This window comes from Paenibacillus taichungensis (genome assembly GCF_003287275.1).
Classification (GTDB): Bacteria; Bacillota; Bacilli; order Paenibacillales; family Paenibacillaceae; genus Paenibacillus; species Paenibacillus taichungensis_A.
Genome location: NZ_QEVW01000012.1, coordinates 194,825 through 217,874 on the forward strand (window position 1 = coordinate 194,825; position 23,050 = coordinate 217,874).

Sequence of the window (23,050 nt, forward strand, 5' to 3'; positions counted from 1 at the left end):
ACACTATAATGAAACTAACCATTTTCACAAAAATTGTACTTGTCATCTTTCTACTGCTCGTCTCTACCCTGCTTCTTTACTATCTGACCAATCGCTCCAGCGTGCGGCTCATCAAGCAGGAAATTCAAAGAGTGAAATTGAATGAGCTTACTTTCCTGGCCGGAGACATCGACAACAATCTGTCCAAAGTATCGTCCTTTAGCGATTTTCTCGTACTCGACAAAGATGTGCGACTGCTTGCGACTCCTTCCTTTCTGGAAGGAGATTTTGAGTTAAACAAGTTGAAGCTGCGGGTATCGGACAAGTTGAACCTTTTGCATGCCCTGAACAACTGGAACGCCGAATTTATGGTGATTTACGATGAGGACAGTTCATCTTTCTCCTCAACGTCCACTTCGTCAAAGTTAAGCGAATTGTACCTGGAGACACACTTCCGCCCGTTCTGGCAGTATGAGCAGACGGGCGATGGCACGTATTTGACGTATTATTTGGCGCATCCGTACACCTTCCGCTTTGATCCGGAGGAAGTGTCTTATGTCGTCAGGGCCAAGATCGACACCAAAAATGTACTTGCCTACTTGGACCGTGCCAAGGGAACGAACGACAACAGCGCAATCTTGTTGTCTACGGCCGGGGATGTGCTGACAAGCGACACAGAGAAGCTTCCTTTCATTCATGAATTGACAAGCCGACTTGATGTTGGTAAAGAAATGAGTGGTAACCGGCTTATTAAACTGGATGGGGAGCAATACCTCGTTAATTTCACTGCTCTGAGTAACTTCAAAGATTGGTACATCGCGGACTATACCCCGATCAGTGAGGTACTCAATCCAATCTATGCTAACCAGCGTCTCTACTATTTCTCTAGCGTTTTCCTACTTCTGTTCAGTATCCTGCTCGCCCTGCTGTTATACCGGGACGTGCAGATTCCGATACGTAAACTGCTCTGGGGCGTTAGGAAAATCACATCCGGCCAATATTCCATCACACTCCACCAGGAGAGTAATGACGAATTCATGTATTTGTTTGAGCGCTTCAACGAGATGTCCAAAGAAATCAAAGAATTAATTGAAAGGGTTTACATGGAGCAAATCCGCTCCAAGGAGGCAAAACTGCGGCAGCTTCACTCCCAGATCCAGCCGCACTTCCTGTACAATTCGCTTGCGTTTATCAAGAGTATGACCGAGCTTGACGAGAAGCAAGCCGTCATTGACATGTCTATAAGCTTAAGCCGTTATTTCCGGCAAACGATCAAGTTCGAGAACACGTACACAACGGTGCGGGACGAGCTTGAGCTCGTCCGGTTATACCTGACGATCCAGAGCCTTCAGATGGACCGCTTTATTTTCACCATTGATGTCGAAGAGCAGCTTCTCGATATACAAGTGCCGCGGTTGCTACTACAACCGCTCGCGGAAAATGCCATTCTGCACGGCATTGAGTCGCTGCGGATGGTTGGGGACATCCGAATTCGCGGCTATTCCAACGGAGAATATTGTGAGCTGATTGTGGCGGATAACGGCTGTGGTGTCGAGCCCGGTCGACTCGACACGCTTCGTAATGCAATCTACTACGGCGCGGATGCCAATACTGCGTGGGCACTTCACAATGTATATGAGCGGATGAGAGCAATGCTCGGCTCGGAGGCCAATATGGAGCTGTCTAATGGAGATCTGGGCGGATTTCAGGTGACGTTGCGCTGGAAAGTGGTCCGTGAACAGGAGGCAACAGAGATATGTTAATCTGGAAATGGTTGAAGCAAACAGGGCTGTTTGGTCTCGCGATCATCTTGTTCCTGGTTGTTATGATTTTCTCGTTTATCTTTTGGGAAGATCCAACGGCCCCCTCCCAACTACTGGAGAAAGAAAACACGTCTGTGGGGCCTGCCCCTTCGTTCATCGGTGGAAAATATGAGTCTCCCGTCGTCTTGACGACCGTTGGGCATCTGTACCCGGACATCGAGTTCAAAAACGGTGAGGATCTGCAAAACAATGTACTGAGCCGACTGTTTGAGGACAAGCTTGGCATCCAGGTCAATTACCTCTGGACGACGACTGGTGATGAGGATGTCTACATCAATAAACTGAATACCTTGATTGCGACCGGTCAGTCCCTTCCTGATATCGTTACCTTCAAGGGTGGACAAAATATGTATTCGTTGCTGCGCTCCGGTGCCTTCCGCGACGTAGGAGAGTTGTTCGAGCAGTATGCCTCACCTAAGTGGAAGGCAGCCATGGCGCAGGCACCCGAGTCGTGGGACCGATACATGATCAACGGCAAAAAAATGGCGATACCAATCCTCGACGGCAAGATGAATTCGAACGAGGTATTGTACATTCGTCAGGATTGGCTTGATAAGCTTGGTCTGCAAGCACCCACCACCCTGGACGAGATGGAATCCGTCATGGATGCGTTCGTTCATCTAGACCCGGACGGCAATGGTAAAGACGACACCTATGGACTTAGCATCAGCTTAAAAAATTCGTTTTTCACCTGGATGTCGGATGCGGGCTTCGTATTTGGGGCTTATGGGGAGATGCCGGATATCTGGAGCACAGATGCATACGGGATGCTGTCTTACGGTTCGGTACAGCCAAGTATTCGGCAAGGTCTAACGACGTTAAAACGCTGGATGGAGCGAGGCTACATACCAAAGGATGCTGAGATTCTCGATGAGGTCCAAGCGACGGAATCATGGAAGCTTGGCAAGGTAGGCATGATTGTGGCGCCGCTATGGGCGGCCGGATGGCCGCTAGGGAACGTAACTACGAACGTACCGGACGCCCGGTTCGAGGCATACCCGATCCCCGCCGGGCCGAGCGGTTTATCCGGTACGCGTGGCACGCCGCCAGAATATGGCGCAATTGCTATCAACGCAAATATGGCGAATCCTGAGATTTTTTTCAACTATATGAACTTTGTTTATGACAACTTCATAGATCCTCCTGCCGGCTCGCCATATCGCTGGGGTATCGCTGAAGGCTACGACTACGGCTATGAGGATGGCAAGGTGACATTCCTGGAAAGCCAGGTTCCGGGCGGTTTTGCTGACCCCCAGAAGTATCTCTTAAGCCTGTCTCTGCCCTCGGTCCCTAACTTGCTCAGTGAATCGATTGCCCGTATCAACAGCGGCGTATCCGATCAGACCTCATATGACATCAAAAACAAGCTGCTCCGTACACCGCAGGAGCTGAAGGGTTGGCAAATCGTTGAAAGCAATCCCTCCGTCTACAAGACAGATGCCTTCACCGGTGCGCCAACGCCTACGATGGAAAAAATCGGTGATGTCCTTGACGAGTTACTGCATGACGCGATGCTCAAAATCGTATACGGGCAGGAGCCGCTGTCAAGCTTCGATCTCGTCGTCGCTAGATGGCACAAGCTAGGTGGTGATAAGATCACTGAAGAGGTGAACGACTGGTACACATCGCTGGAAAAAATCAATCAATAATCGTTGTTTTCTGTGGGTTATATAAAAAATGAAAGGATGAGATTAAAAACATGGCGCACAATGTTTAGTTGTACGCCATGTTTGATGAAATATTAATGCAATTCTCCTATGATTGGATAGATTGGGCTTCTCAGATTGAAATTGTAGTTCAGGTCTACAATCCCTACGACTTCGTTGTTATCATACAGATATAACATAAATCCTGCCATTTCTTTGGCGGTGTGGTATTTAGACATATTTGCTTTGTAATCAAATTCTTCTGTATCTAATGATTTCTTCACAAATTCTGTTTCCGTTATAGCTGGAGCAAGGACTTTTGCTTTTAGTTTTGCACCTTTTATTTCAAGTTCTTTGGCAAGCCCTTCTGTGAAGGCACTAACGTAGAATTTCGTCGCCGAATACGCAACACTTCCAACAGCAATGGCATAGCCAAGTGCGGATGCAACGTTAATTAACTGAGTTCCCTCTACTTCCGCATAATCACGCACATACAGTGTGGAAAGGATTGTCAGGGCCTCAATGTTCACACGCAGCATCGTTTCAACTTTCTCCAGATTCTGTTCTGCTACAAAAGAACCTTCACCAAGCCCCGCATTGTTAATCCAAGTCTCAATTTGATATTCCTTCAGCGCGTTATACAGTGTGTATGCCTGAGCAGTATCCGATAGATTACTAGTTTGAACAATAACATGTACTGTAGCGTCAATATTCTGAATTGCTAATTTGAGTTCTTGTAATTTGTCCAATCTTCTTGCGACCAAAATTAAGTTTTTGCCTCGTGCAGCAAACGCCAATGCTGTCTCATAACCAATCCCTGAACTTGCACCTGTAATAACTGTGTATTTCATCCTATTTTCTCCTTATCAACATGTATTTTAGTATTCAAACTTTGAAAATAATTTTAGAACGATCGTTCTTAATATTGCAAAAAAAACAGTTAGATCTAACTTGCTATTTAGAATATCATTTCTAGAACGAACAGTAAAGAATTATTTTCTGGCTACTATATAATCACGTGGAACAGGAAACCATGAGTTTTGCCAGAGATGCGATACAAGTTCTTTATAACGATAACTGGACAAGAACCTGTATCACTAAAACAACCAGCCTTCATGGAGACAACCCCTCTTTGCCTGCCATGCCTTAACTCCATTTTCAATCTAAAACGGATAATGTCATATCCATAATATTTGTTAATTTTTGCGAATCCGTAGTGGTTTTAACCAACGTTCGTATCCCCACCCAAGCATTCATCAAATAATGAGAAATAACTACAGGGTCAACGTCAGCCTTGATTTCACCCTTTTGCTGGCCTTCCAGAACAAGGTTTCTCAAGAATTCCTCTGTTCGCAAGTAACTCTCATTAACCAAGGATGCAACCTCAGGATCCAATACGCCCAGTTCCACGCCTGAGTTTACAAGAAAACAGCCTATAGGTTGTCCTTCATTTCTTATTGTTGACTCAAACAATGCCCGAATAATCTCTTTGATTGGTTTTTGGGTATCAATTAGAAAACTCATTTTGTTGGTCTGCTTCGATTCATATCGTTCAAGAGCTTTCATAAACAGAGCATGCTTATCCCCAAAGGTATCATAGATACTTCTTCGATGAATGCCCATATATTCAACCAAATCCTGCATCGAAGTTTTCTCATATCCTTGGGCCCAGAACAGTTGTATTGCTTTATCTAATACTTCATTAACTTCAAATTCTTTGGATCTTGCCATCTTCATCACCTCGAATAATCATTATACATTGAAGCCCCCGATTGGGAAACTTACATGGTTCCAGAGGATATAAGGTTAGTTCCACGAAAAAATCCTTACCAATTAGCTGATAACTCTTTGAAACTAGCTACATAAGATATAACATAATAATAGATTGGAGGAATTGTTATGGTTCGTACGCTTGACGCTCGTACTTCACTCGGGTCTAACGGTGTTGCTCCGTTTAATGTTCCACTCACTCCAAATACGCCTACTTTGGTGGGTATCCTTGGTCTAAACATTGTCAATCCAGGAACAGTTATTCGCACTCAGTTTAACGGAACCTATCGGATTTCGGTAGCAAATTTGTCCTCACAACCTTCTTCCGTTCGATTTGAAATTTTCAGAGGTTCGACCTACACAGGCACGCCGATTTATGTCGTTTCCCAGCCTATATTTCCTTCTGTGGGTAGCATACTGGCAAGCTTCGATGGTTCTGATTTCAATGTGCCTCCTCCTCCTTCCGGGCAGCTTATCTATTCTTGTTTTGTGACATTTGTTCCGGCATCCCCATCAGAGCAAGCCAGCCGCGTTGGTCCAGAATGCTTCAATGCGGTTTCATACAGCGACGATTAACTCATGGCTAACTGGACTCTATGAAAATACGGAAGGAGGAAATTTCATGGTTAAAACGTTAGATGCACGGACTTCCCAAGGCTCCAATGGCCAGCAAATTTTAACTCCCAGCTTTACGAATGGTGTCCCGCTATTGTTTGCACAGGTTGGATTGCAAATCAGTAACCCGGGTATGTCGATTCGGACTTTTTTTTCGGGAATCATCGAACTTACGGCAAGTCAGTTGCCAGTTAACGGAGATCTTGTCATAGAAGTATACCGAGGTTTAGGCGGTTCGCAACAGCTTGTGTATCGGGCCACTACAACTGTATTGGACAACCCTTTTTTCAGTCCTTGCATTTTAAGCTTTACCGGTTCGGAGTTCAATGTACCAGCCCCAGGCAACGGGCAGCTTGTCTATTCAGCGTACGCCACATTCTCCTATAACCCCATTTATAATGTGAATAACGTACGTTTGGGTCCTGAAAGTTTCAATACAACTGTTTATTCTGATGATTGAGTCAATATGTTTGAAGCGTATGAACAAAAATTAAACCATCTCAATAATTGAGATGGTTTTTTTGGGATCTTGCTAAAAACTTATTTACACGAACCATTGACGTTTCTTAAAAAGTGTAAGTATGGCAAATACGATTTTTGCCCCAGCAATTTATTTTCTCATAACGTCATCCATGACCTGAACAGCCAGTTCAAATGCTTTAATTCTTCTTCTCAAAAGCGTTTTTTGAGGGCTGCCCGTTTTTGACTTACTGTAACTGTTCTCAAGTGATGGGAATAAACCGCTAAGAACATTGCGAGCTTCTGCTAACTCTTCCTTGGTGTAATGATGAGCTTTTTGATTCCAGGCCGTTTCAAGCATCGATAAACCGATATATAAGGCGTTCAGTCGTTTCTTTAATAAAGTAGTGTTATTCCCTTTCTGAGTCAAATTAGTCAATGCGTTTTCGGATTTGCGTATGGTCGATTGGAAGGCATGGATGGATTGCAATTTATCTTCCTCTGATACATTTTCCATGTAGAGCTAACCTCTCCTTTTCTCATGCATACAACTAATTTACAATCCCGGCGAGATGTGATTAATAATATAACGATTAAAAACTACCGCAGGCTTCAATGTCAACTATCGTCTCCAGTGTAGCAGTTGGATAAAATAAAATGAATTAAAATGAAATGAAAATCCCGCCCTAGACTTTTACGTTCAGAACGGGATATACAGGATGATTTAATCGTTTGCGTTTTCCTTAGTCACCAGCTTCAATTCAGCTGGAATTGATTTCTCTACCTGCTTGCCGCCAAGCACATCCAGAGCAGCTTGCACCGCCAGTTGGCCAATCAGTACTGGTTGCTGAGCGACTGTTGCTGTCAACTTTCCGTCCTTAATGGATTTGATCGCGTCATCGTTGCCGTCAAATCCAATTACGGGAATATCTTTACCAGAACTTTGAATCGCTTCAATTGCGCCCAGTGCCATCTCATCGTTATGGGCAAACACCGCCTGCACATCAGGATTGCCCTGCAGCAGGTTCTCCATTACATTCAGACCTTTGGAGCGATCAAAATCGGCAGACTGCTTCGCAACCACATTTAGTTTTTGGTCAGCAATCTCGTGGAAACCTTTCCCCCGCTCTCTTGTTGCGGAAGCTCCGGGTACACCCTCAAGTTCGATCACTTTTGCTCCCTCGCCAAGCTGTTTCACGAAATATTCCGCGGCCATTTGTCCACCTTTGACGTTATCCGATGCGACTAACGCTGCCACGTCGCCTTTGTCTGCGGAACGGTCCAATGTAATCACGGGAATGCCTACACTATTGGCAGATTGAACAGCTGTGGAGATTGCCGCAGAATCCGCAGGGTTAATCAGAAGGGCATCCACGCCCTGTTGAATCAAGTCGTCCACATCATTCGTTTGTTTAGCGGAATCATTTTGAGCATCAACCACGATAACTTCAATTCCTTGTTTTTTGGCTTCTGCAACTACCCCGTCCTTGAGGGAAACAAAGAAGGGATTATTCAACGTGGAAACTGACAGGCCGATTTTTTTCTGTCCATTGCTTCCGGCAGAGTCAGGCTTAGCCCAACCCGGAGGCTCCAGAGAGCATCCCGCCAGAACAATCATCATCACGCTTACAAGCAATATGGTTAGTTTTTTCATGTTTGCTTCTCTCCTTAAGCCGTTTTCTTGCGGTCCAGCAGGACAGCGATGGCAATAACGACGCCTTTTACAACCATTTGATAAAACGAGTTCACTCCGAGCAGGTTCAAACCATTGTTCAGCACGCCGATAATCAGGACCCCAATCAGTGTGCCGACGATCCGTCCTCTACCACCTGATAGACTTGTTCCACCCAGAACGACTGCTGCAATGGCGTCAAGTTCATATGAAGTACCTGCCGTAGGTTGCGCAGAATTCAGACGGGATGTCAGGATCGCGCCTGCCAGCGCTGACAGCATACCTACCAAGGAGTAAATCATGATTTTTACACGATGCACTTTAATACCTGAGATAATCGATGCTTTCTCGTTGCCACCAAGCGCGTACGTTTTACGGCCAAAAGCCGTTTTATGCAAAATCGTCCACAGAATTACGAAAGTAATGAGCATTGTGATTGCTGGAACCGGTATGCCTAGCATATAACCACGACCGAACAGTTGGAACAGCAGGCTATCGCCCAATCCGGTAATCGGATTACCGTTTGTATATACCAGCGTCAATCCCCGGAACACCGTCATCGTCGCCAAGGTAGCAATAAACGGGGCCATCTTACCCTTTGTAATCATCAGGCCGTTCACCATACCCATGACACCACCAAGTGCCACCCCGATAATGATCGACAAAATCGGATCCAGGCCAGACAGCATCATATTGGCTACAAAGGCGCTCGATAAAGCCAAAATGGAGCCGACCGACAAGTCGATGCCGCCAGTCAGAATGACAAATGTCATGCCAAAAGCAATTAGCGCATTAATCGAAACCTGACGCAATAGATTCAAGATGTTAAGCGGTTCCAAAAAGCTTGGATTCAACACCGATACGATGATAATCAATATGATCAGTCCGAGCAATGGACCTAATTTCTGTGTCACATTTGTCAAGCGGAAACCGCTCTTGGCGGATTGGTTTTCCTGCAAAGTTGTCATATCATTGTCCCCCTGTAGCCAATGTCATAATGTTTTCCTGTGTTGCTTCTTCTTTTGCCAGTTCACCACTAATTCGTCCCTCATGCACTACCGCGATTCGATCACTCATACCGAGTACTTCAGGCAGCTCCGAAGATACCATAATGATGGCAACTCCGCGGTCTGTCAGCTCGTTCATCAACTGATAAATTTCCCGCTTAGCTCCAACGTCCACGCCTCGTGTTGGCTCATCCAGGATGAGTACACTAGGACCAATGCCGACCCATTTGGCGATAACCACCTTCTGTTGGTTGCCCCCTGACAGGTTTCGTGCTGCCGTCTCAGAGGATTGCGTCTTAATTTGCAAACGTTTGATGAGCGTATCGACGAATTCCTGTTCTTTCTGAGTCGAGATGAAGCCCTTACTTGAGAAGCTGAACAGATTCGGTAAGGCCATATTTTCACGAATGGAGAAATCGAGCACCAAGCCTTCATCCTTGCGGTCTTCCGTAATAAATCCAATTCCATGTTTAACCGCATCCGCTGGCTTCCGAATATGAACCTTTTTGCCTCGAATAATGATTTCGCCACGGTCCAGAGGTTCCAAACCGAAGATCGCCCTCATGATCTCTGTTCGTCCAGAACCCATCAGCCCGGAGAACCCGAGGATCTCGCCTGCTCTCACTGTGAAGCTAATATTCTGGAACAATCCCTTGCTGCTTGCGTCCCGTACTTCAAGGACCACTTCACCATACGAAGGATTTCGTGCCGGATATCGTTCCGTGAGTTCCCGTCCAACCATCTTCCGCACCACTTCGTCAAAACTGGTCTCCGGAATCGTTTTGGTGTCTACCGTTTTGCCGTCCCGCATGATCGTAATCCGGTCGCAAATGGTGAATATCTCCTCCATCCGGTGCGAGATATATACGATGGAAACGCCATTTTTCTTAAGCGAAGTGATTACGCCGAACAACTTCTGAATCTCCCGCTCCGTAAGCGCGGCTGTTGGCTCATCCATAATGATAACTTTGGCGTCGGTCATCAGTGCTTTGGCAATTTCAATCATTTGCTGCTGACCGACAGAACATTCACCGGCAGGACGATCCAACGGGATCTGCACGGAAAGCTTGGCAAACTGCTCGGCGGCAAGCGCTTTCATTTGTCTTGAATTCAGCAACCCAAAGGATGAAGTTATTTCCTTACCGATGAAGAGATTATCAAGCACCGTCATCTCCGGCCAAACGTTCAACTCTTGGTGGATAAAAGCAAGCCCCATCTTCTCGGCTTCCTTCGGATTGGCAAAATAGGTTTCTTTGCCGTCAATGGAGATGGTTCCCTGATCCCGCCCGTGAAGACCAATTAAAATGTTCATAAGCGTTGATTTGCCGGCCCCGTTCTCTCCCATCAGGGCATGAACCTCTCCTTCCTTCAATTCAAAATCTACCCCGCTTAGCACTTGGTTGGTGCCAAACGCTTTATATATGTCCTGCATCTGAATATGCATGATACTGTCCCCCTTTTAACCGAAAATGACGCCCGATTGTAAAATGCAATTGGCATAAGGTGTAGCTTCGCCCGTACGAATGACGACTTTAGCATTCCGGGTCAATGCCTTGAATTGTTCATGGCTGACGGAAACGTCAATGACTTCATCGCCAAATTTCTCGGTAATACATTGCAAAGCTTCTGGATTCCCTGCCTTGATCTCTGTTGCCAAAATCACTTTCTCAACGACCATATCGTCTGCAATAAGCTCCACGACCTCTTGAAAACTCGGTGTCCCCAGTTTCAGGGACAGATCAATTTTGGGTATACCATCTGGAACTGGAAGGCCAGCATCCGCAATGACAATCATGTCTGTATGACCCAGATCAGATAACACCTTGGAGATGTGACTGTTCAATATTCCATGCTTCTTCATTTCAGGCTTTCCTCCACTTCATCCCGTGTCGGCATGCCTCCTTGTGCACCGAATTTGGTCACAGATAGCGAAGCAGCCCGGTTAGCGAATCTAATGCTGTCTTGTAGTGGTTTACCTTCCGCCAGAGCGACCGCAAATGCGGCGTTAAACGTATCACCCGCTCCGGTTGTATCCACTGGTTCCACTTTGTAAGTTGGTACAACGATCTCCTGTACGCCGTCAAAATATCGAACCCCGTTGCTGCCCTCCGTAATAAACAACTTGTTTGGATATTTGCGCAGCGCCTCTGCCGGGGTCATTCCCTGAAACAAAATCTCGGCCTCATGTTCATTCGGTGTGATATAAGCAGCTTTGTCGATGACCTCATCCGGTACTTTTCTCGCCGGCGCTGGATTCAACAACAGGGGCGTTCCGCTTTGGGCACAAATTTCGCTGACACGAACAACGGTTTCCTCCGGAATTTCCTGCTGAATCAGTACAATATCTGAACTTTGGATCACTTCTGCCGCTTCATCCACATAGGCTGCTGTAACTTCGCGGTTTGCTGCTTCAACGACCACGATACTATTATCACCTTCAGCCAACACGATATGAGCCGTACCGCTCTCCAAATATGTAACCGGTTTCACATTCTGCGTATTTACACCATTTGCTTTGAAATTATTTAAAATGGCTGTACCAAAAGCATCATCGCCCACCCGGCCGATCATGGAAACGTCGGCCCCCAGCCTTGCGGCAGCGACTGCCTGATTTGCTCCTTTGCCGCCCGGAACGGTTTTGAAGCTGTCACCAAGGACGGTTTCACCCGCCCCCGGCCGCCTTGCAGAAGTAACAACCAAATCCATGGAGCTGCTGCCAATTACGCATATTTTAGCCATTTGAATTCACCTTTCTTGTTGTGCCCCGTTCAATGAAACTGACCGGAAGCTGTATGTGTTTGTTTTCGATTGGAGCTTGTTCCACAAGTTTGATAAGCAAACCGGCAGCTTCCCTTCCCATCTCGTACGCCGGTTGGCGAATGGTTGACAATGCCGGCGATAACAGGCTGCTCATCGGGATATCATCGAATCCAATAATCTGCATATCCTCCGGAACTTTTTTGCCGATTCGCAAAGCCTCATGCAGTACCGCCATAGCTGCAATGTCATTACTTGCAATGACTCCGTCGGTATCGCCATACTTGCTGAAAAGCTCATCCGCCCATAACCCAACATCGTTAAAGGAAAAGGATGTCGTTTGGATTACACGGTAATCCAGGCCAGCCTGACGAATGCTCTCGATTGCGCCTTCAAAACGATCCTGTGCAGGTTTGATATGTGTTGGTCCCTGCATAACTGTAATTCGGCGGCTTCCGCGCTTGATGATTTCCCGTGCAGCCAGACGTCCACCCTCTCTGCCATCCGCAAATACGGAGGGACTGTCCAGAGGTGTTCTGTCAAGAAACACCACGGGAATTTTCAAATTCTCATATATTGAAGAATGAGGGTAATTCGTTGAAGAGATTACGCCGACTACATTATTCTGGATAAAAGTCTGGATATAATCCTTTTCCTTCTGTTCATCCTCATCACTATTTCCGAAAATCAGTCTGAATTCCTGCTCTTGCATCCGGTCCTCTACGCCGCGCGCAAGCTGCGGAAAGTAAGGGTTTGCAATATCGGGTAACAGCAGGCCAATCAATTTGGACTTACGCTTGTATAAAGAGCGAGCTACCTCATTGGGAGAGAAGTTAAGCTGCTTGACCGCTTCCTCCACTTTCTTACGAGTGTCCGCATGAACATAACCTCTTTCATTAATGACCCTTGATACGGTGGCTACTGAGACACCAGCCAAATTAGCTACATCTTTTATTGTTGTCATGAACGTTCACTCCTATGTGTGTAACCGGTTACAGATATGAAATTATCATATTTTTTTCAGTTTGACAATCTTTTTGTTACTGGAAATTTAATCCACACACCAGAAAAGAGACCTGATTACAGTTGCATCATCATGCCATAGCAGCTTCAGAAACAATCCATATATTCAAACCAAATAAACAATTCTTATCAGTTGTATATCAGGATATTGACCAGTTTATCGCCTTTTTCGAGGGGGACTCCGACGTACGTATTAAGGTACTCCATTACCTTGGTGAGAAGCTGCAGACCTGGAATAAGTAAACGGATTGTAGGGGATTCTCTTTTTAAAGGATCATCGTGGTTTTCGGAAATCGAACTGAATATAAGCTAACCTTTTCAACTCTGGATTGAACTGAAAACAAAAAAGCCGCTAAATCAGCGACTTTAAATGGAGCATTGTTTTGTCCAATGCTAGTTCAAGCGATTGACCACTACTCTTTTGATGAAAAGGGAAAGCACAAACCCAACAAGGGCAATGATCATGCCGAATATGAACGCATCCTGTACACCGGCAGTCAAGGAAAGCGGGATAAGTGAAGAGTCGTTTGGATTCGTTGCCTGACTCATATATTTGGCTTGTCCATTACTCATCACGCTTACCGCAACAGCTGTACCAATCGCACCAAATACCTGCTGCATTGTGTTGATGATTGCCGTTCCGTGCGGATAAAGCTGCGGTGGAAGCTGGTTGAGGCCATTCGTTTGGGCAGGCATCATGATCATTGAAACGCCGATCATCATAATAACATGAACCATGATAATAAAGGCCACCGAGGAAGCAAGTGTAACGCAAGAGAACAACCAGAGTGCCACAGCTATTAAGACAATCCCAGGAAGAACGATCCATTTGGGGCCATATTTATCGAACAGCCTGCCCATAATCGGAGCCAAAAGTCCGTTCAATGCACTCGCGGGCAACAGGATCAGACCTGCGCTAAGCGTGGAGAACGCAAGGCCTACTTGCAGGTACATTGGCAGTACGAGCATCGAGGACAAGATGACCATCATGCAAAGTGCAACCATTAGCGCACCAATTGTAAACATCGGGTACTTAAAGGCGCGCAGATCAAGCAGCGGATTGGGTATTTTCAACTGTCGAATTGTGAAAAGAATAAGCGCAACAAGACCGATTGCGAGGGAGATGACTACAGTGGAACTGGTCCATCCCCCATCCCCTTCCCCAGCGCTACTGAAACCATAAACAATACCTCCAAAGCCTAGGGTCGACAACAGCATGGACAGTAAATCAATACGCGGCTTGGTCGTTTCAGAAACATTTTGCATCGTGAGAATTCCAATGATAAGAGCCATGACAAGAAAAACAAATGAAAGCCAAAAGATATAATGCCAGTTCAGCGCTTCAATGAGCAGACCGGCAATTGTCGGCCCGACCGCAGGGGCGAACATGATAACGAGTCCAACCAGTCCCATGGCTGCACCGCGCTTTTCGACCGGGAAAATGAGCAGTATCGTATTAAACATAAGTGGTAGTAACAGCGCAGTACCTACTGCCTGAATAATACGCGAAACCATTAATACACCGAAACTTGAAGCAACGGCTCCAATCAGAGCACCGAGACATGAAAATAGAAGTGACGTTATGAACAGTTGTCTTGTTGTAAAACGCTGCATTAACAGACCTGATAGTGGAACGAGTACCCCCATGGTCAGCAAATAGCCTGTTGTCAGCCATTGAATGGTCGCCGATCCAATGTTGAAGATCTGCATCAAATCGGTAAGCGCTACGTTTAACGCCGTTTCACCGAACAGACCGATGAACCCACTCATCAAAAAAGCGAGAACGATAGGAAATACTCTAATGTCTTTCTTGACTGCTTTAATTCCAGCATCGGATGTGGCTGTAGAAGCTCGCATTATTTACACTCCTTAAGTTCTGTTGTGAATCTCCCCTACCCACCATTCTCCAAAAAATTGTTGTGTCCAGTACACTAATAATGATTCTCATTATCGATATACACAGTGTAGCAATTGCTCCTACAAATGAAAATACACAAATTCCAAATACGATATGTATAATTATCTAATTCAAGCTTGAAACTGTTTTCATTGAAGCCATAAAATCCTGTGTTTTAGCAAAATGATATATGGATTATAATCAAATGTTCACCCAGTTGATCCATGTTTAAATTCTTAATATTTTTTGTGGGCACTAAAGAATTCAATAGTTTCGTTGCAACCCCTACATGGTTTTAATTGGATACTAAGATACAAGTTCTAGGTGAGTATTGCTTGCCTTAAATTCGACTTATCCTTTAGAGTAGAAAATGGAGGTGTACATCATTGAAATTTAACGAGTATGTAATAGGCGAAACCTATAGAACAGAGTCTATTCAATTGTCAAAGAAGGATATTATTGATTTTGCAAAAATTTACGACCCTCAATATATGCATATAGATGAGAAAAAAGCAAAAGAAGGCCGCTTCGGCAGCCTCATTGCTTCGGGTATGCAGACGATGAGCACATCTTTCAAACTTTGGGTGGAACTCGGGATATATGGAGAAGATGTTGTTGCAGGTACGGGCATGAATAACATAAAGTTTATCAAACCTGTGTTTCCAGATGATGAAATCAGTGTTGTCTCAGAAGTGATTGAATTGTCCCCAAGAAGGAGTAGTGGTGGAATTGTCACCGTGCTGCTCACTACCTTCAACCAAAATAATGAAAAGGTCTTTCAGGCAGAATTAAGTGCTCTGATTAGCAATTGATTTTTGATTTTTGTACAATTCGTTTCCGTTGTTGACTTTGAAAATAAAAAACGATCGCACATCAGGTCTGATGCGCGATCACTGCTGTACATTCTCAATTCGTGTATTTTACAATATTTCAATATATCCTTCGGTTCCATGTACCCGAATTCGTTGCCCATCTTTTATTCGATGGGTTGCCTTCTCCACTCCGACAATGGCCGGCAAGCCATATTCACGCGCAATCACAGCTCCATGGGTCATCAGTCCACCCACTTCCGTCACTAGGCCTTTAATAGATACAAATAATGGTGTCCAACTCGGATCCGTATAGGGAGTCACTAGTATGTCTCCATCTTCCAGATCCGCATCTTCAATATTAAAGATGACACGTGCACGGCCCTCGATAACTCCCGAAGAAACAGGCAGACCCACAATGGCTTCGGCTGGCATATTTTCACGTTTATACTGACCTGTAATGATTTCACCATCAGACGTGATCACACGAGGGGGAGTTAGCTTTTCATAGATTTTGTAATCGTCTTTCCGTTGAGTAATGATCTTCTCATCCTGTTCATTGGTGCGAACAACTTCACGAAGTTCTTCATAAGTGAGATAGTATATATCTTCTTTTCCAGCAATAACACCCGCTTGTGCAAGTCGCTCAGCTTCTTTCAATAAAGCCTGTTTATATACAAAGTAACGATTGATGATGCCGTATTTGGGATATTCCCGATAACCGATGAAGTTGCGAACCAGGTCGATCATTCGTTTCGTTTCCTTGGCTTTTTGTTCACCACCAGGCAACAGCTTCAATCGATCTAGTATCTCCTGTTCTTTCTTCAACGCTTCCTGTCGTCCCTGCTCGAATTTCCGTTTGCTTTCATTAGGCTCAAAGTTTTTGATGTTACCTAGAATCAGCGGCACAATGGTAATGGGTTTTTCAATCCAACGGGTTCTGGTCAGATCAATTTCTCCGGCACATCGCATTCCGTATTTGTCCAGATAATCCTGGATAGCGTCCCTTGTGTCCTGTCCTCCCTCAACCTTAAGCAGTTCATCCATAAAGTCATCCTCTTTCACATGCTGTAAATAAGCAATGACTTCAGGATAGGGACGAATTACATCTGCAACATCCAGTAAAGCCAGACCCATTTCCGAAGTGATATTGTTAGGAACAGATTGAGACAGTGTATCTGCGGCATTTTTCTCACCCAACCACTTTTCCATGTTTTCATTAATCCATGCAGAAGCATTCATGGCAGTCATAAATACATTTGAACTTCGTGGGTCAGATAGAAATCTCTTCAATTCTTGGAGATCTTCAAGGATAAAATTAAACAAATCCAACCCAGACTTGTTTTGGATGTTACGTTTTAACGCTTCTACTGAGGCTTGATTGCTCGTAATCAAATCAGAGACGATAGTCGATTCATTTTCAATATGTGCTTGAAACCCCTCGGACACGCTCTGTTTATGGTTATTACGTGGTATTGGTGCTGGCTGATCAATAGGTAACGATTTTATGAAATTCTCGCGCTCGATTACATTTGTAAGTGCGTCCTTAAGGAGCGGATCGGATTGTCCCATGGTATTTATGAAGTTTTCTCTCATGACAGGCGAAGCCAGCCTAGGCGTAATATCAACAAACAATCTTCCACCAGCTATACGCATGGGTGCCGGAGTCGTTAATAGGAAGAAAGATAAGCCCAGTGGTTTCATGGGATCAGTCATCATTTGTTGATGACCCACAGAAAGGTACACATGATTTTCCTGGTCGCTCGCTTCAGGAATAGGGTATAACGTAGTGATTGGCCGACTTTGGACTATATAAAACGTATCATCCGCCAAACACCATTCAATATCTTGCGGGAAACCAAAATGAGCTTCAATCTGTCTTCCTATGCGTGCCAGTTCTAAAATCTGTTGATCGGTAAGTGTTTGCGTCTTTTGCAGCACGGGATCGATCTGATGTGTAGACGTTCCACCCTCTTTCCTTCCATACATAGCCAACGTTTTGACGGCTATCCTCTTATCGACAATTTCACCTTCTCGTACTTTATAACAATCGGCAGATACCAAGCCGGACACCAACGCCTCACCAAGTCCAAAGCTGGCATCTATGGATAGCAGTTTCCGGTTGGATGTGATCGGATCAGCCGTAAATAAAATCCCTGAGGCCGTTGGGAATATCATCTTTTGAATGACAACGGACAAATAAACCTGACCATGATCAAATCCATTTTGCATACGGTAGATTACTGCGCGATCCGTAAACAGGGAAGCCCAACATTTGCTGATATGGTGCATAATTGATTCTTTCCCAATGATATTTAAATAGGTGTCTTGTTGACCCGCAAAAGAGGCATGTGGTAAATCTTCAGCGGTCGCACTAGAACGTACTGCATACGCATGACCCTCTCCAAATGTGGAGAGATAAAGAGCAACTTCTTTTTCAACATCGACAGGAATGTCTACGCCCATAATAAGTTCCCTGATCTTCCTGCTGATATTACCAATTTGCTCTCGTTCTCCTATTTTCAACAAGGTTAGTTGATTCAGTAACGCATGATATGCTTCATTTTGTTCGATGGCCTTTTGATACCCAACAGTTGTAACACAAAATCCATCGGGGACCTCTACTCCTTCAACCTTTGATAACTTCGCTAGATTTAATCCTTTTCCACCAACGAGCGCAAGTTGCAATTTTTCCGTTTCCTGAAATCCGATAACCAAAGAATTCATTCCGTATCTCCCCTAACCAATAAATTGAGAAAAAAACATTTGACAAAGAGTTTACCGCCATGATAAGATTTAAATATAAGATAAGATATTTATGTCTACGATATCAAAAGAAATGTAATCTGATTATAACATTGTGTTTATTTATATACAATATCGAAGAACCTGGGATAATTGCCCAGGTTCTTTTTTGATTCAAATATTATTAATAGCCTATCAAAACATGGCTCTCCTCAACCAGATCTCAATTTTCGTACCTTGCCGCATTTTGGATTGTACATGAATTTCTCCGCCGTGTGCTTCCACGATCGTTTTGGCAATGCTCATCCCAAGTCCAGAGCCAGCCGTCGATTCCTCTGTATTTGTTCCCCGATAATAACGATTGAACAAATGCTGCAGCGTTTCCTCGTCCATCCCTTTGCCATTATCGAATACGCGGATACATGCCTTATTGTTCATTCTGCCGATGGAAACGGTCACGTTCACGCCTGGCGGGTTATGCTTCACGGCGTTGGACAGCAAGTTATCCATTAACCGCAGCAACCAGGTTTCATCAGCCTGTACCCACAAGGGACGCTCCTCTCCAACGTAGTGAAACTGGTATTCAGATAGCGTAGCGTCATTGACATACTTCAGCACGGAGCAACGCACCAGCTCAACCAAATCGATTTTCCGAAGCTCCATAATCGAATCACCTTGCTTGAGCTGATGGATCATGGAAAAGTCAGAGATCAACTCAAGCATGTAATCCCCCTTTTCCCGGATCGTCGCCCCCATGGTACGCATCTCTCCTTGGCTCCATTGTTCCGGTAAACTCTCAAGCATATATCCATAACCTTGAATGGTGGACAGAGGGGTTCGCAGATCATGTGAAATTCCTGACATCCACTCTCTTTGATCTTTCTCCAGCCGCTCGCGCTCCTTCTCGGTTTGGGCCAATTGATCAGCCATTTGATAGAAGGATTCAATGACTTCCTTATAGAGCCTGTAACGGTTTCGCATCGTGCCATTGGAGCGGAATATCTTGCGTTTGTCCTTGGCGGTAAGTACCTGATCATACTGCCCACGCCCCATACGTTCGAACCAGCCTGCGAACAAAATTAGTGGCTGACCGTAACGGTAGCCATGCCAGACCGATAAGGGTACTGCCAAGAGAAGAGCTAGACCTGCAAACCACATGAGTCCGCGTGTTGCCGTATCCATCGCCGGATGTTTCAAAGGACCACCCGCTGGATTGCGCGTATAAAGAATCCAGGTCATTCCACTACGCTGGTCCCGATGGGCGACAATATTCGTATCATAGTTGCTGGGCGATTGCTGGATTGCCAGAATGTCCAGTGGACGGTAGCCCTTCTGCAAATAAGTTTCATCACCGATGGCTTGTTCTGCATGACCAGAGGAATTGATTACCTGGAGATAACTGCCGGTTTCACGCAGTCGCTGATCCAGAAAGGGAAGCTTTTCGCTAGACACCCTCCCTTGTTGCCCATATTCGTGGAACCAGGCCATGAGCTGATCAAGATCAGAACTTTGGTAGCCAAGGACATACAGAACCGGCACATTAAAGGCAAAGTTCAGATGAGTTTGAACAGCATATGTCCCAAGTGTCCGTGTCTCCTGAATATCGAGCAGTTGGGCGATAGAGTACGATGGCGACAGCCCATCATACGAATTTGTATTTACTTCGTAGATGACGTCCCCTTCGGCATTTACAACCTGCATCCACATTCCTTTTTCCTCAATGAGCTTATCCCACTTGGGGGAGATCTGAATGGTCCCGTCCTTTGAAGAAGCTTCTTGAGCAATCAGTTGTAAGGCACCTACTGAAAAGTTCCGGCGCAACTCACTATTGGTCGTGTTTTGAAAGTATATAATGCAAGCAATGAGAGTAATGGCCAGAATGATCAGGGCATAAAAGATCAATTGATACGTGAAGTGGAATGTCATGCGCTGTTGTATCTTCATTGCTCCTGAAACTCCTTCGACAGCTTGTAGCCGAGCCCGCGTACAGTGAGCAGCAATCTTGGATTTCCTGGATCGCTCTCGATCTTCTCTCGTATGCGCCGAATATGTACCATTACCGTGGAGTCATCTCCCTGTCCGTTGATCCCCCACACCTGATCGTAGAGCTGTGTTTTGGAAAATACGACTCCTGGAAACTTGCAGAAATGCAGCAGTAGATGGAAAACCTGTGCAGGACAAGGGACAGACTGTCCCTCCACGATTAACTCACCTTCCGCCTCATTCACGGTGAAGCGGCCGAATCGGTAAACCCCTGGTTCAGGACGCTTCACCTGACTCACAGTTGGAGTTTCAGGCTCCAAACGGCGTATGCGCGCCTGAATTCTTGCAGCTACCTCCAAAGGATTGAAGGGCTTGGTAATATAATCGTCCCCGCCCATGGCGAATCCCCTCAGCACATCGAGATCGGATGCCTTAGCCGTCAGAAATAAAATATGCGGATTTCCGTATTCACGAAGCTTGGAGCAGAGCTCCAGACCACTCCCGTCCGGGAGCGTGATGTCGAGCAGGACGATATCCGGGGAAACCCGCTTCACCAGATCGAGAGCTTCCGCACAGGTGGAGGCATCGTACAGCTGATGAAACCCTGCCCTGCGAAGCACCATTTGCAGCATGGTGACTATCGAGGGTTCGTCGTCGACAATTGCGATTTTAATATCCGTTTGATTAGTCATCGTTTTCACCCATTTCATAGTAGCATACTCACATTAACAGAACCTAAACGGCTTGGGCAAACTTAAACGATTGTTCAGCAACTCGTTTAGGCTCTGTTTCAATAACGCTGTTAGCATAGGAAATGAGATACTGATTCGCAACAAATCTACTTTATTTTAGGAGGAAAACATTTGCTAATTACAACAACACCAATAATTGAAGGTTCCCCAGTCAGACAGTATATCGGCGTTGCAACAGGTGAAGTCATCATCGCTGCCAATGTCGGGAGAGACTTTCTCGCTTCATTTAGAGATCTTGTAGGCGGCCGTTCTCGTACCTATGAGAACAAGCTAAGGGAAGCAAGAGACGCTGCCTTTGAAGAAATAACCGAGCAAGCCGCACAGATGGGAGCCAATGCCGTAATCGGTGTGGATCTGAATTACGAGGTTGTCCGTCAAGGTATGCTCATGGTTGCTGTAAGCGGAACGGCAGTTATTATTTAGGCATCCAAACTAACCAAAATATAAGTCTATTAATTTTTGGTCATCTATTTCATCCGATAAATCAATAAAGTATTGTTGTTGCCACTTTTGTGTTTGCACAGCTGATTTATTTAACTCTTTTTCCCAAGAAGGGTAAACTCTAATAGCCATCTTCCCTTTAGTGTCATTGTTTTTCAAAATTCCTTTTTCGAGTAATTTAGATTTTGGAAAAACGAATTGTCCCTTCATATTTCCATTTATAATTGAGATTATTAGTTTGTCTGGACTTTCGAAAAAGGAGTACGGTTGATTTTGATTGTTTTCGTCTTTTTCCCAAAATACAACAAAAAAACCTTTTTTCTTTGGAGTTAATTTGGCGAGGCGACTTCGATATTTATAATCTCCAATATAGATAATCATTCCTTCATATTCTCTATTATGCTTTTCTTCAATAATGCAGGTAATCTCTATATTATCAAAGTTAGCAAGTATGCTATCTATTAGCTCTTTAGATTTAAACATGCTATCATCCCCTCAATCATTTTTCACAACGTTAATTATAGCCTCTTAGCTTTGTATGAAACGGAAATTCATTTTTTTGTTACAGCTACTCGCAGTTTGTGATATGGTCAGTGAGGTGCGATCAGACCGTACACATTTACATATCATGCGAGGAGAAGATTGAAAGTGAATGAAATAAAAGCAATGGAGAACCCGAATAAGTTTAGCGATCCTCTATTTGTAACGTTAGTTGCAAGTATTTGCTGCTTGTTATGGGGAAGTGCCTACCCGTTTATTAAGCTTGGATATAGTGCTTTTGACATCCTGGCAGAAGATATTCCATCCAAATTTGTATTTGCGGGTTATCGATTTATTTTGGCAGGATTACTGCTTCTTTTCCTGTTTCGTGTCATTAGTAAACGGAAATTTGAACTGTCTGGACGGCAATTTTCAAGCTTAATATTGCTTGGCTTGTTCCAAACAGGTCTGCAGTATCTGTTTTTTTATGTGGGTGTAGCCAATACGACAGGAGTCAAAGGTTCGATTATGAATGCGACAACGACCTTTTTCAGTGTTGTTCTAGCTCACTTTTTATATAAAAATGATAAACTGAGCAAAAATAAAATAGCCGGCTGTCTGCTTGGATTTATTGGCGTAATCATTGTTAATTTCCACTCCAACCTGCTGGAATTCTCTTTCTCTCTCACAGGTGAAGGTTTCGTTATTATTGCGGCTCTTATTTTTTCTATTACGGCCATCTATGCAAAGCACTTAACTGGCTCCATCGACGTCCTCGTTATTACCGGAGTTAGCCTGTTTGTCGGCGGACTGGGACTCACCATACTGGGATTACTGCTTGGCGGCCGGGTTACCCATTTTACACTTGAATCAACGGGTATCTTGATTTACTTAGTTTTACTTTCATCAGCTGCATTTTGCTTGTGGAATCTACTTCTGAAATACAACAAAGTGGGGAAAGTATCAGTGTATAACTTCCTTATCCCTGTCTTTGGTGCATTGCTATCGGCATTGTTTTTGGGAGAAACGATTTTGGAATTCAAAAACCTAGTCGCATTGCTCTTTGTATCCATCGGTATTTATATGGTCAATAGAGTCACCTCATCAAAATAATATTTTTCTTTCCAAACGAATGGGGACCACCCACCTAAGACTTGGTACAAGAACGTACTCTTTAAATACAAAAAGGTCG

General features: G+C 44.7%; 21 protein-coding genes. 7 read left to right on the forward strand and 14 right to left on the reverse strand.

The features are described 5' to 3' along the window. Positions 1 to 8 precede the first annotated feature (8 nt). Complete coding sequence (locus DC345_RS19020) at positions 9 to 1,742, forward strand: sensor histidine kinase (protein WP_113054401.1); 1,734 nt, start codon at positions 9 to 11, stop codon at positions 1,740 to 1,742. Further along, positions 1,736 to 3,451 (forward strand): extracellular solute-binding protein, encoded by a 1,716-nt coding sequence (locus DC345_RS19025; protein ID WP_113054402.1) that lies wholly within the window; start codon positions 1,736 to 1,738, stop codon positions 3,449 to 3,451. The genes DC345_RS19020 and DC345_RS19025 overlap by 7 nt, the downstream gene beginning before the upstream one ends. A gap of 92 nt (positions 3,452 to 3,543) precedes the next feature. Here DC345_RS19025 and DC345_RS19030 read toward each other — a convergent pair whose 3' ends face one another. Both DC345_RS19030 and DC345_RS19035 read right to left on the reverse strand, forming a co-directional pair. Continuing rightward, positions 3,544 to 4,299, reverse strand: a complete 756-nt coding sequence (locus tag DC345_RS19030; protein WP_113054403.1) for an SDR family NAD(P)-dependent oxidoreductase — start codon at positions 4,297 to 4,299, stop codon at positions 3,544 to 3,546. A 307-nt stretch (positions 4,300 to 4,606) separates the two neighbouring features. Beyond that, the gene (locus DC345_RS19035) at positions 4,607 to 5,179 is read right to left on the reverse strand and encodes a TetR/AcrR family transcriptional regulator (RefSeq protein ID WP_113054404.1); all 573 of its coding nucleotides are present in this window, start codon (positions 5,177 to 5,179) and stop codon (positions 4,607 to 4,609) included. A 168-nt stretch (positions 5,180 to 5,347) separates the two neighbouring features. Here DC345_RS19035 and DC345_RS19040 point away from each other — a divergent pair, with 168 nt between their 5' ends. Continuing rightward, positions 5,348 to 5,794, forward strand: a complete 447-nt coding sequence (locus DC345_RS19040; RefSeq protein ID WP_113054405.1) for a hypothetical protein — start codon at positions 5,348 to 5,350, stop codon at positions 5,792 to 5,794. Positions 5,795 to 5,840: 46 nt separating this feature from the next. Next, positions 5,841 to 6,293, forward strand: a complete 453-nt coding sequence (locus tag DC345_RS19045) for a hypothetical protein (protein WP_113054406.1) — start codon at positions 5,841 to 5,843, stop codon at positions 6,291 to 6,293. A gap of 150 nt (positions 6,294 to 6,443) precedes the next feature. Here the strand turns inward: DC345_RS19045 and DC345_RS19050 are convergent, their stop codons facing one another. The 8 genes from DC345_RS19050 to DC345_RS19090 all read right to left on the reverse strand — a co-directional run bounded on the left by DC345_RS19050 (position 6,444) and on the right by DC345_RS19090 (position 14,608). Beyond that, entirely contained in the window at positions 6,444 to 6,809 is a 366-nt protein-coding gene (locus tag DC345_RS19050; protein WP_113054407.1) for a hypothetical protein, read from the reverse strand. Positions 6,810 to 7,016: 207 nt separating this feature from the next. After that, positions 7,017 to 7,946, reverse strand: coding sequence for a ribose ABC transporter substrate-binding protein RbsB (rbsB, locus tag DC345_RS19055; RefSeq protein ID WP_113054408.1), 930 nt, complete (start codon positions 7,944 to 7,946; stop codon positions 7,017 to 7,019). Between the two features lie 14 nt (positions 7,947 to 7,960). Next, positions 7,961 to 8,932: an ABC transporter permease subunit gene (locus tag DC345_RS19060; RefSeq protein WP_076289211.1), complete on the reverse strand. Its 972-nt coding sequence runs from the start codon at positions 8,930 to 8,932 to the stop codon at positions 7,961 to 7,963. Between the two features lies 1 nt (position 8,933). Beyond that, entirely contained in the window at positions 8,934 to 10,415 is a 1,482-nt protein-coding gene (locus tag DC345_RS19065) for a sugar ABC transporter ATP-binding protein (RefSeq protein ID WP_113054409.1), read from the reverse strand. 15 nt (positions 10,416 to 10,430) lie between these two features. Continuing rightward, complete coding sequence (gene rbsD, locus DC345_RS19070) at positions 10,431 to 10,832, reverse strand: D-ribose pyranase (RefSeq protein ID WP_113054410.1); 402 nt, start codon at positions 10,830 to 10,832, stop codon at positions 10,431 to 10,433. Then, positions 10,829 to 11,710, reverse strand: coding sequence for a ribokinase (rbsK, locus tag DC345_RS19075; RefSeq protein WP_113054411.1), 882 nt, complete (start codon positions 11,708 to 11,710; stop codon positions 10,829 to 10,831). The genes rbsD and rbsK overlap by 4 nt, the downstream gene beginning before the upstream one ends. Beyond that, on the reverse strand, positions 11,703 to 12,692 hold the full coding sequence (locus DC345_RS19080; protein WP_113054412.1) for a LacI family DNA-binding transcriptional regulator: 990 nt from the start codon (positions 12,690 to 12,692) through the stop codon (positions 11,703 to 11,705). The genes rbsK and DC345_RS19080 overlap by 8 nt, the downstream gene beginning before the upstream one ends. A 452-nt stretch (positions 12,693 to 13,144) precedes the next feature. Then, positions 13,145 to 14,608: a DHA2 family efflux MFS transporter permease subunit gene (locus tag DC345_RS19090; RefSeq protein WP_113054414.1), complete on the reverse strand. Its 1,464-nt coding sequence runs from the start codon at positions 14,606 to 14,608 to the stop codon at positions 13,145 to 13,147. A 426-nt stretch (positions 14,609 to 15,034) separates the two neighbouring features. On the opposite strand from DC345_RS19090, the gene DC345_RS19095 reads away from it, so the two are divergent. Further along, complete coding sequence (locus DC345_RS19095) at positions 15,035 to 15,460, forward strand: MaoC family dehydratase (protein ID WP_113054415.1); 426 nt, start codon at positions 15,035 to 15,037, stop codon at positions 15,458 to 15,460. A gap of 108 nt (positions 15,461 to 15,568) precedes the next feature. Here DC345_RS19095 and ppsA read toward each other — a convergent pair whose 3' ends face one another. The 3 genes from ppsA to DC345_RS19110 form a co-directional block, all read right to left on the reverse strand. Then, the gene (gene ppsA / locus DC345_RS19100) at positions 15,569 to 18,184 is read right to left on the reverse strand and encodes a phosphoenolpyruvate synthase (protein ID WP_113054416.1); all 2,616 of its coding nucleotides are present in this window, start codon (positions 18,182 to 18,184) and stop codon (positions 15,569 to 15,571) included. A 213-nt stretch (positions 18,185 to 18,397) separates the two neighbouring features. Further along, positions 18,398 to 20,146 (reverse strand): sensor histidine kinase, encoded by a 1,749-nt coding sequence (locus tag DC345_RS19105; protein WP_113054417.1) that lies wholly within the window; start codon positions 20,144 to 20,146, stop codon positions 18,398 to 18,400. Beyond that, entirely contained in the window at positions 20,143 to 20,877 is a 735-nt protein-coding gene (locus tag DC345_RS19110) for a response regulator transcription factor (protein ID WP_064640793.1), read from the reverse strand. Before DC345_RS19110 ends, DC345_RS19105 begins: the two co-directional genes overlap by 4 nt. A 171-nt stretch (positions 20,878 to 21,048) precedes the next feature. On the opposite strand from DC345_RS19110, the gene DC345_RS19115 reads away from it, so the two are divergent. Further along, positions 21,049 to 21,360 carry a YbjQ family protein gene (locus DC345_RS19115; protein WP_113054418.1) on the forward strand — a complete coding sequence of 104 codons (312 nt, stop codon included), beginning with the start codon at positions 21,049 to 21,051 and terminating at the stop codon, positions 21,358 to 21,360. A gap of 9 nt (positions 21,361 to 21,369) precedes the next feature. Here the strand turns inward: DC345_RS19115 and DC345_RS19120 are convergent, their stop codons facing one another. Next, the gene (locus DC345_RS19120) at positions 21,370 to 21,861 is read right to left on the reverse strand and encodes a MepB family protein (protein ID WP_113054419.1); all 492 of its coding nucleotides are present in this window, start codon (positions 21,859 to 21,861) and stop codon (positions 21,370 to 21,372) included. Between the two features lie 165 nt (positions 21,862 to 22,026). On the opposite strand from DC345_RS19120, the gene DC345_RS19125 reads away from it, so the two are divergent. After that, positions 22,027 to 22,971: a DMT family transporter gene (locus DC345_RS19125; RefSeq protein ID WP_258530716.1), complete on the forward strand. Its 945-nt coding sequence runs from the start codon at positions 22,027 to 22,029 to the stop codon at positions 22,969 to 22,971. The last annotated feature ends 79 nt before the right edge of the window (positions 22,972 to 23,050 follow it).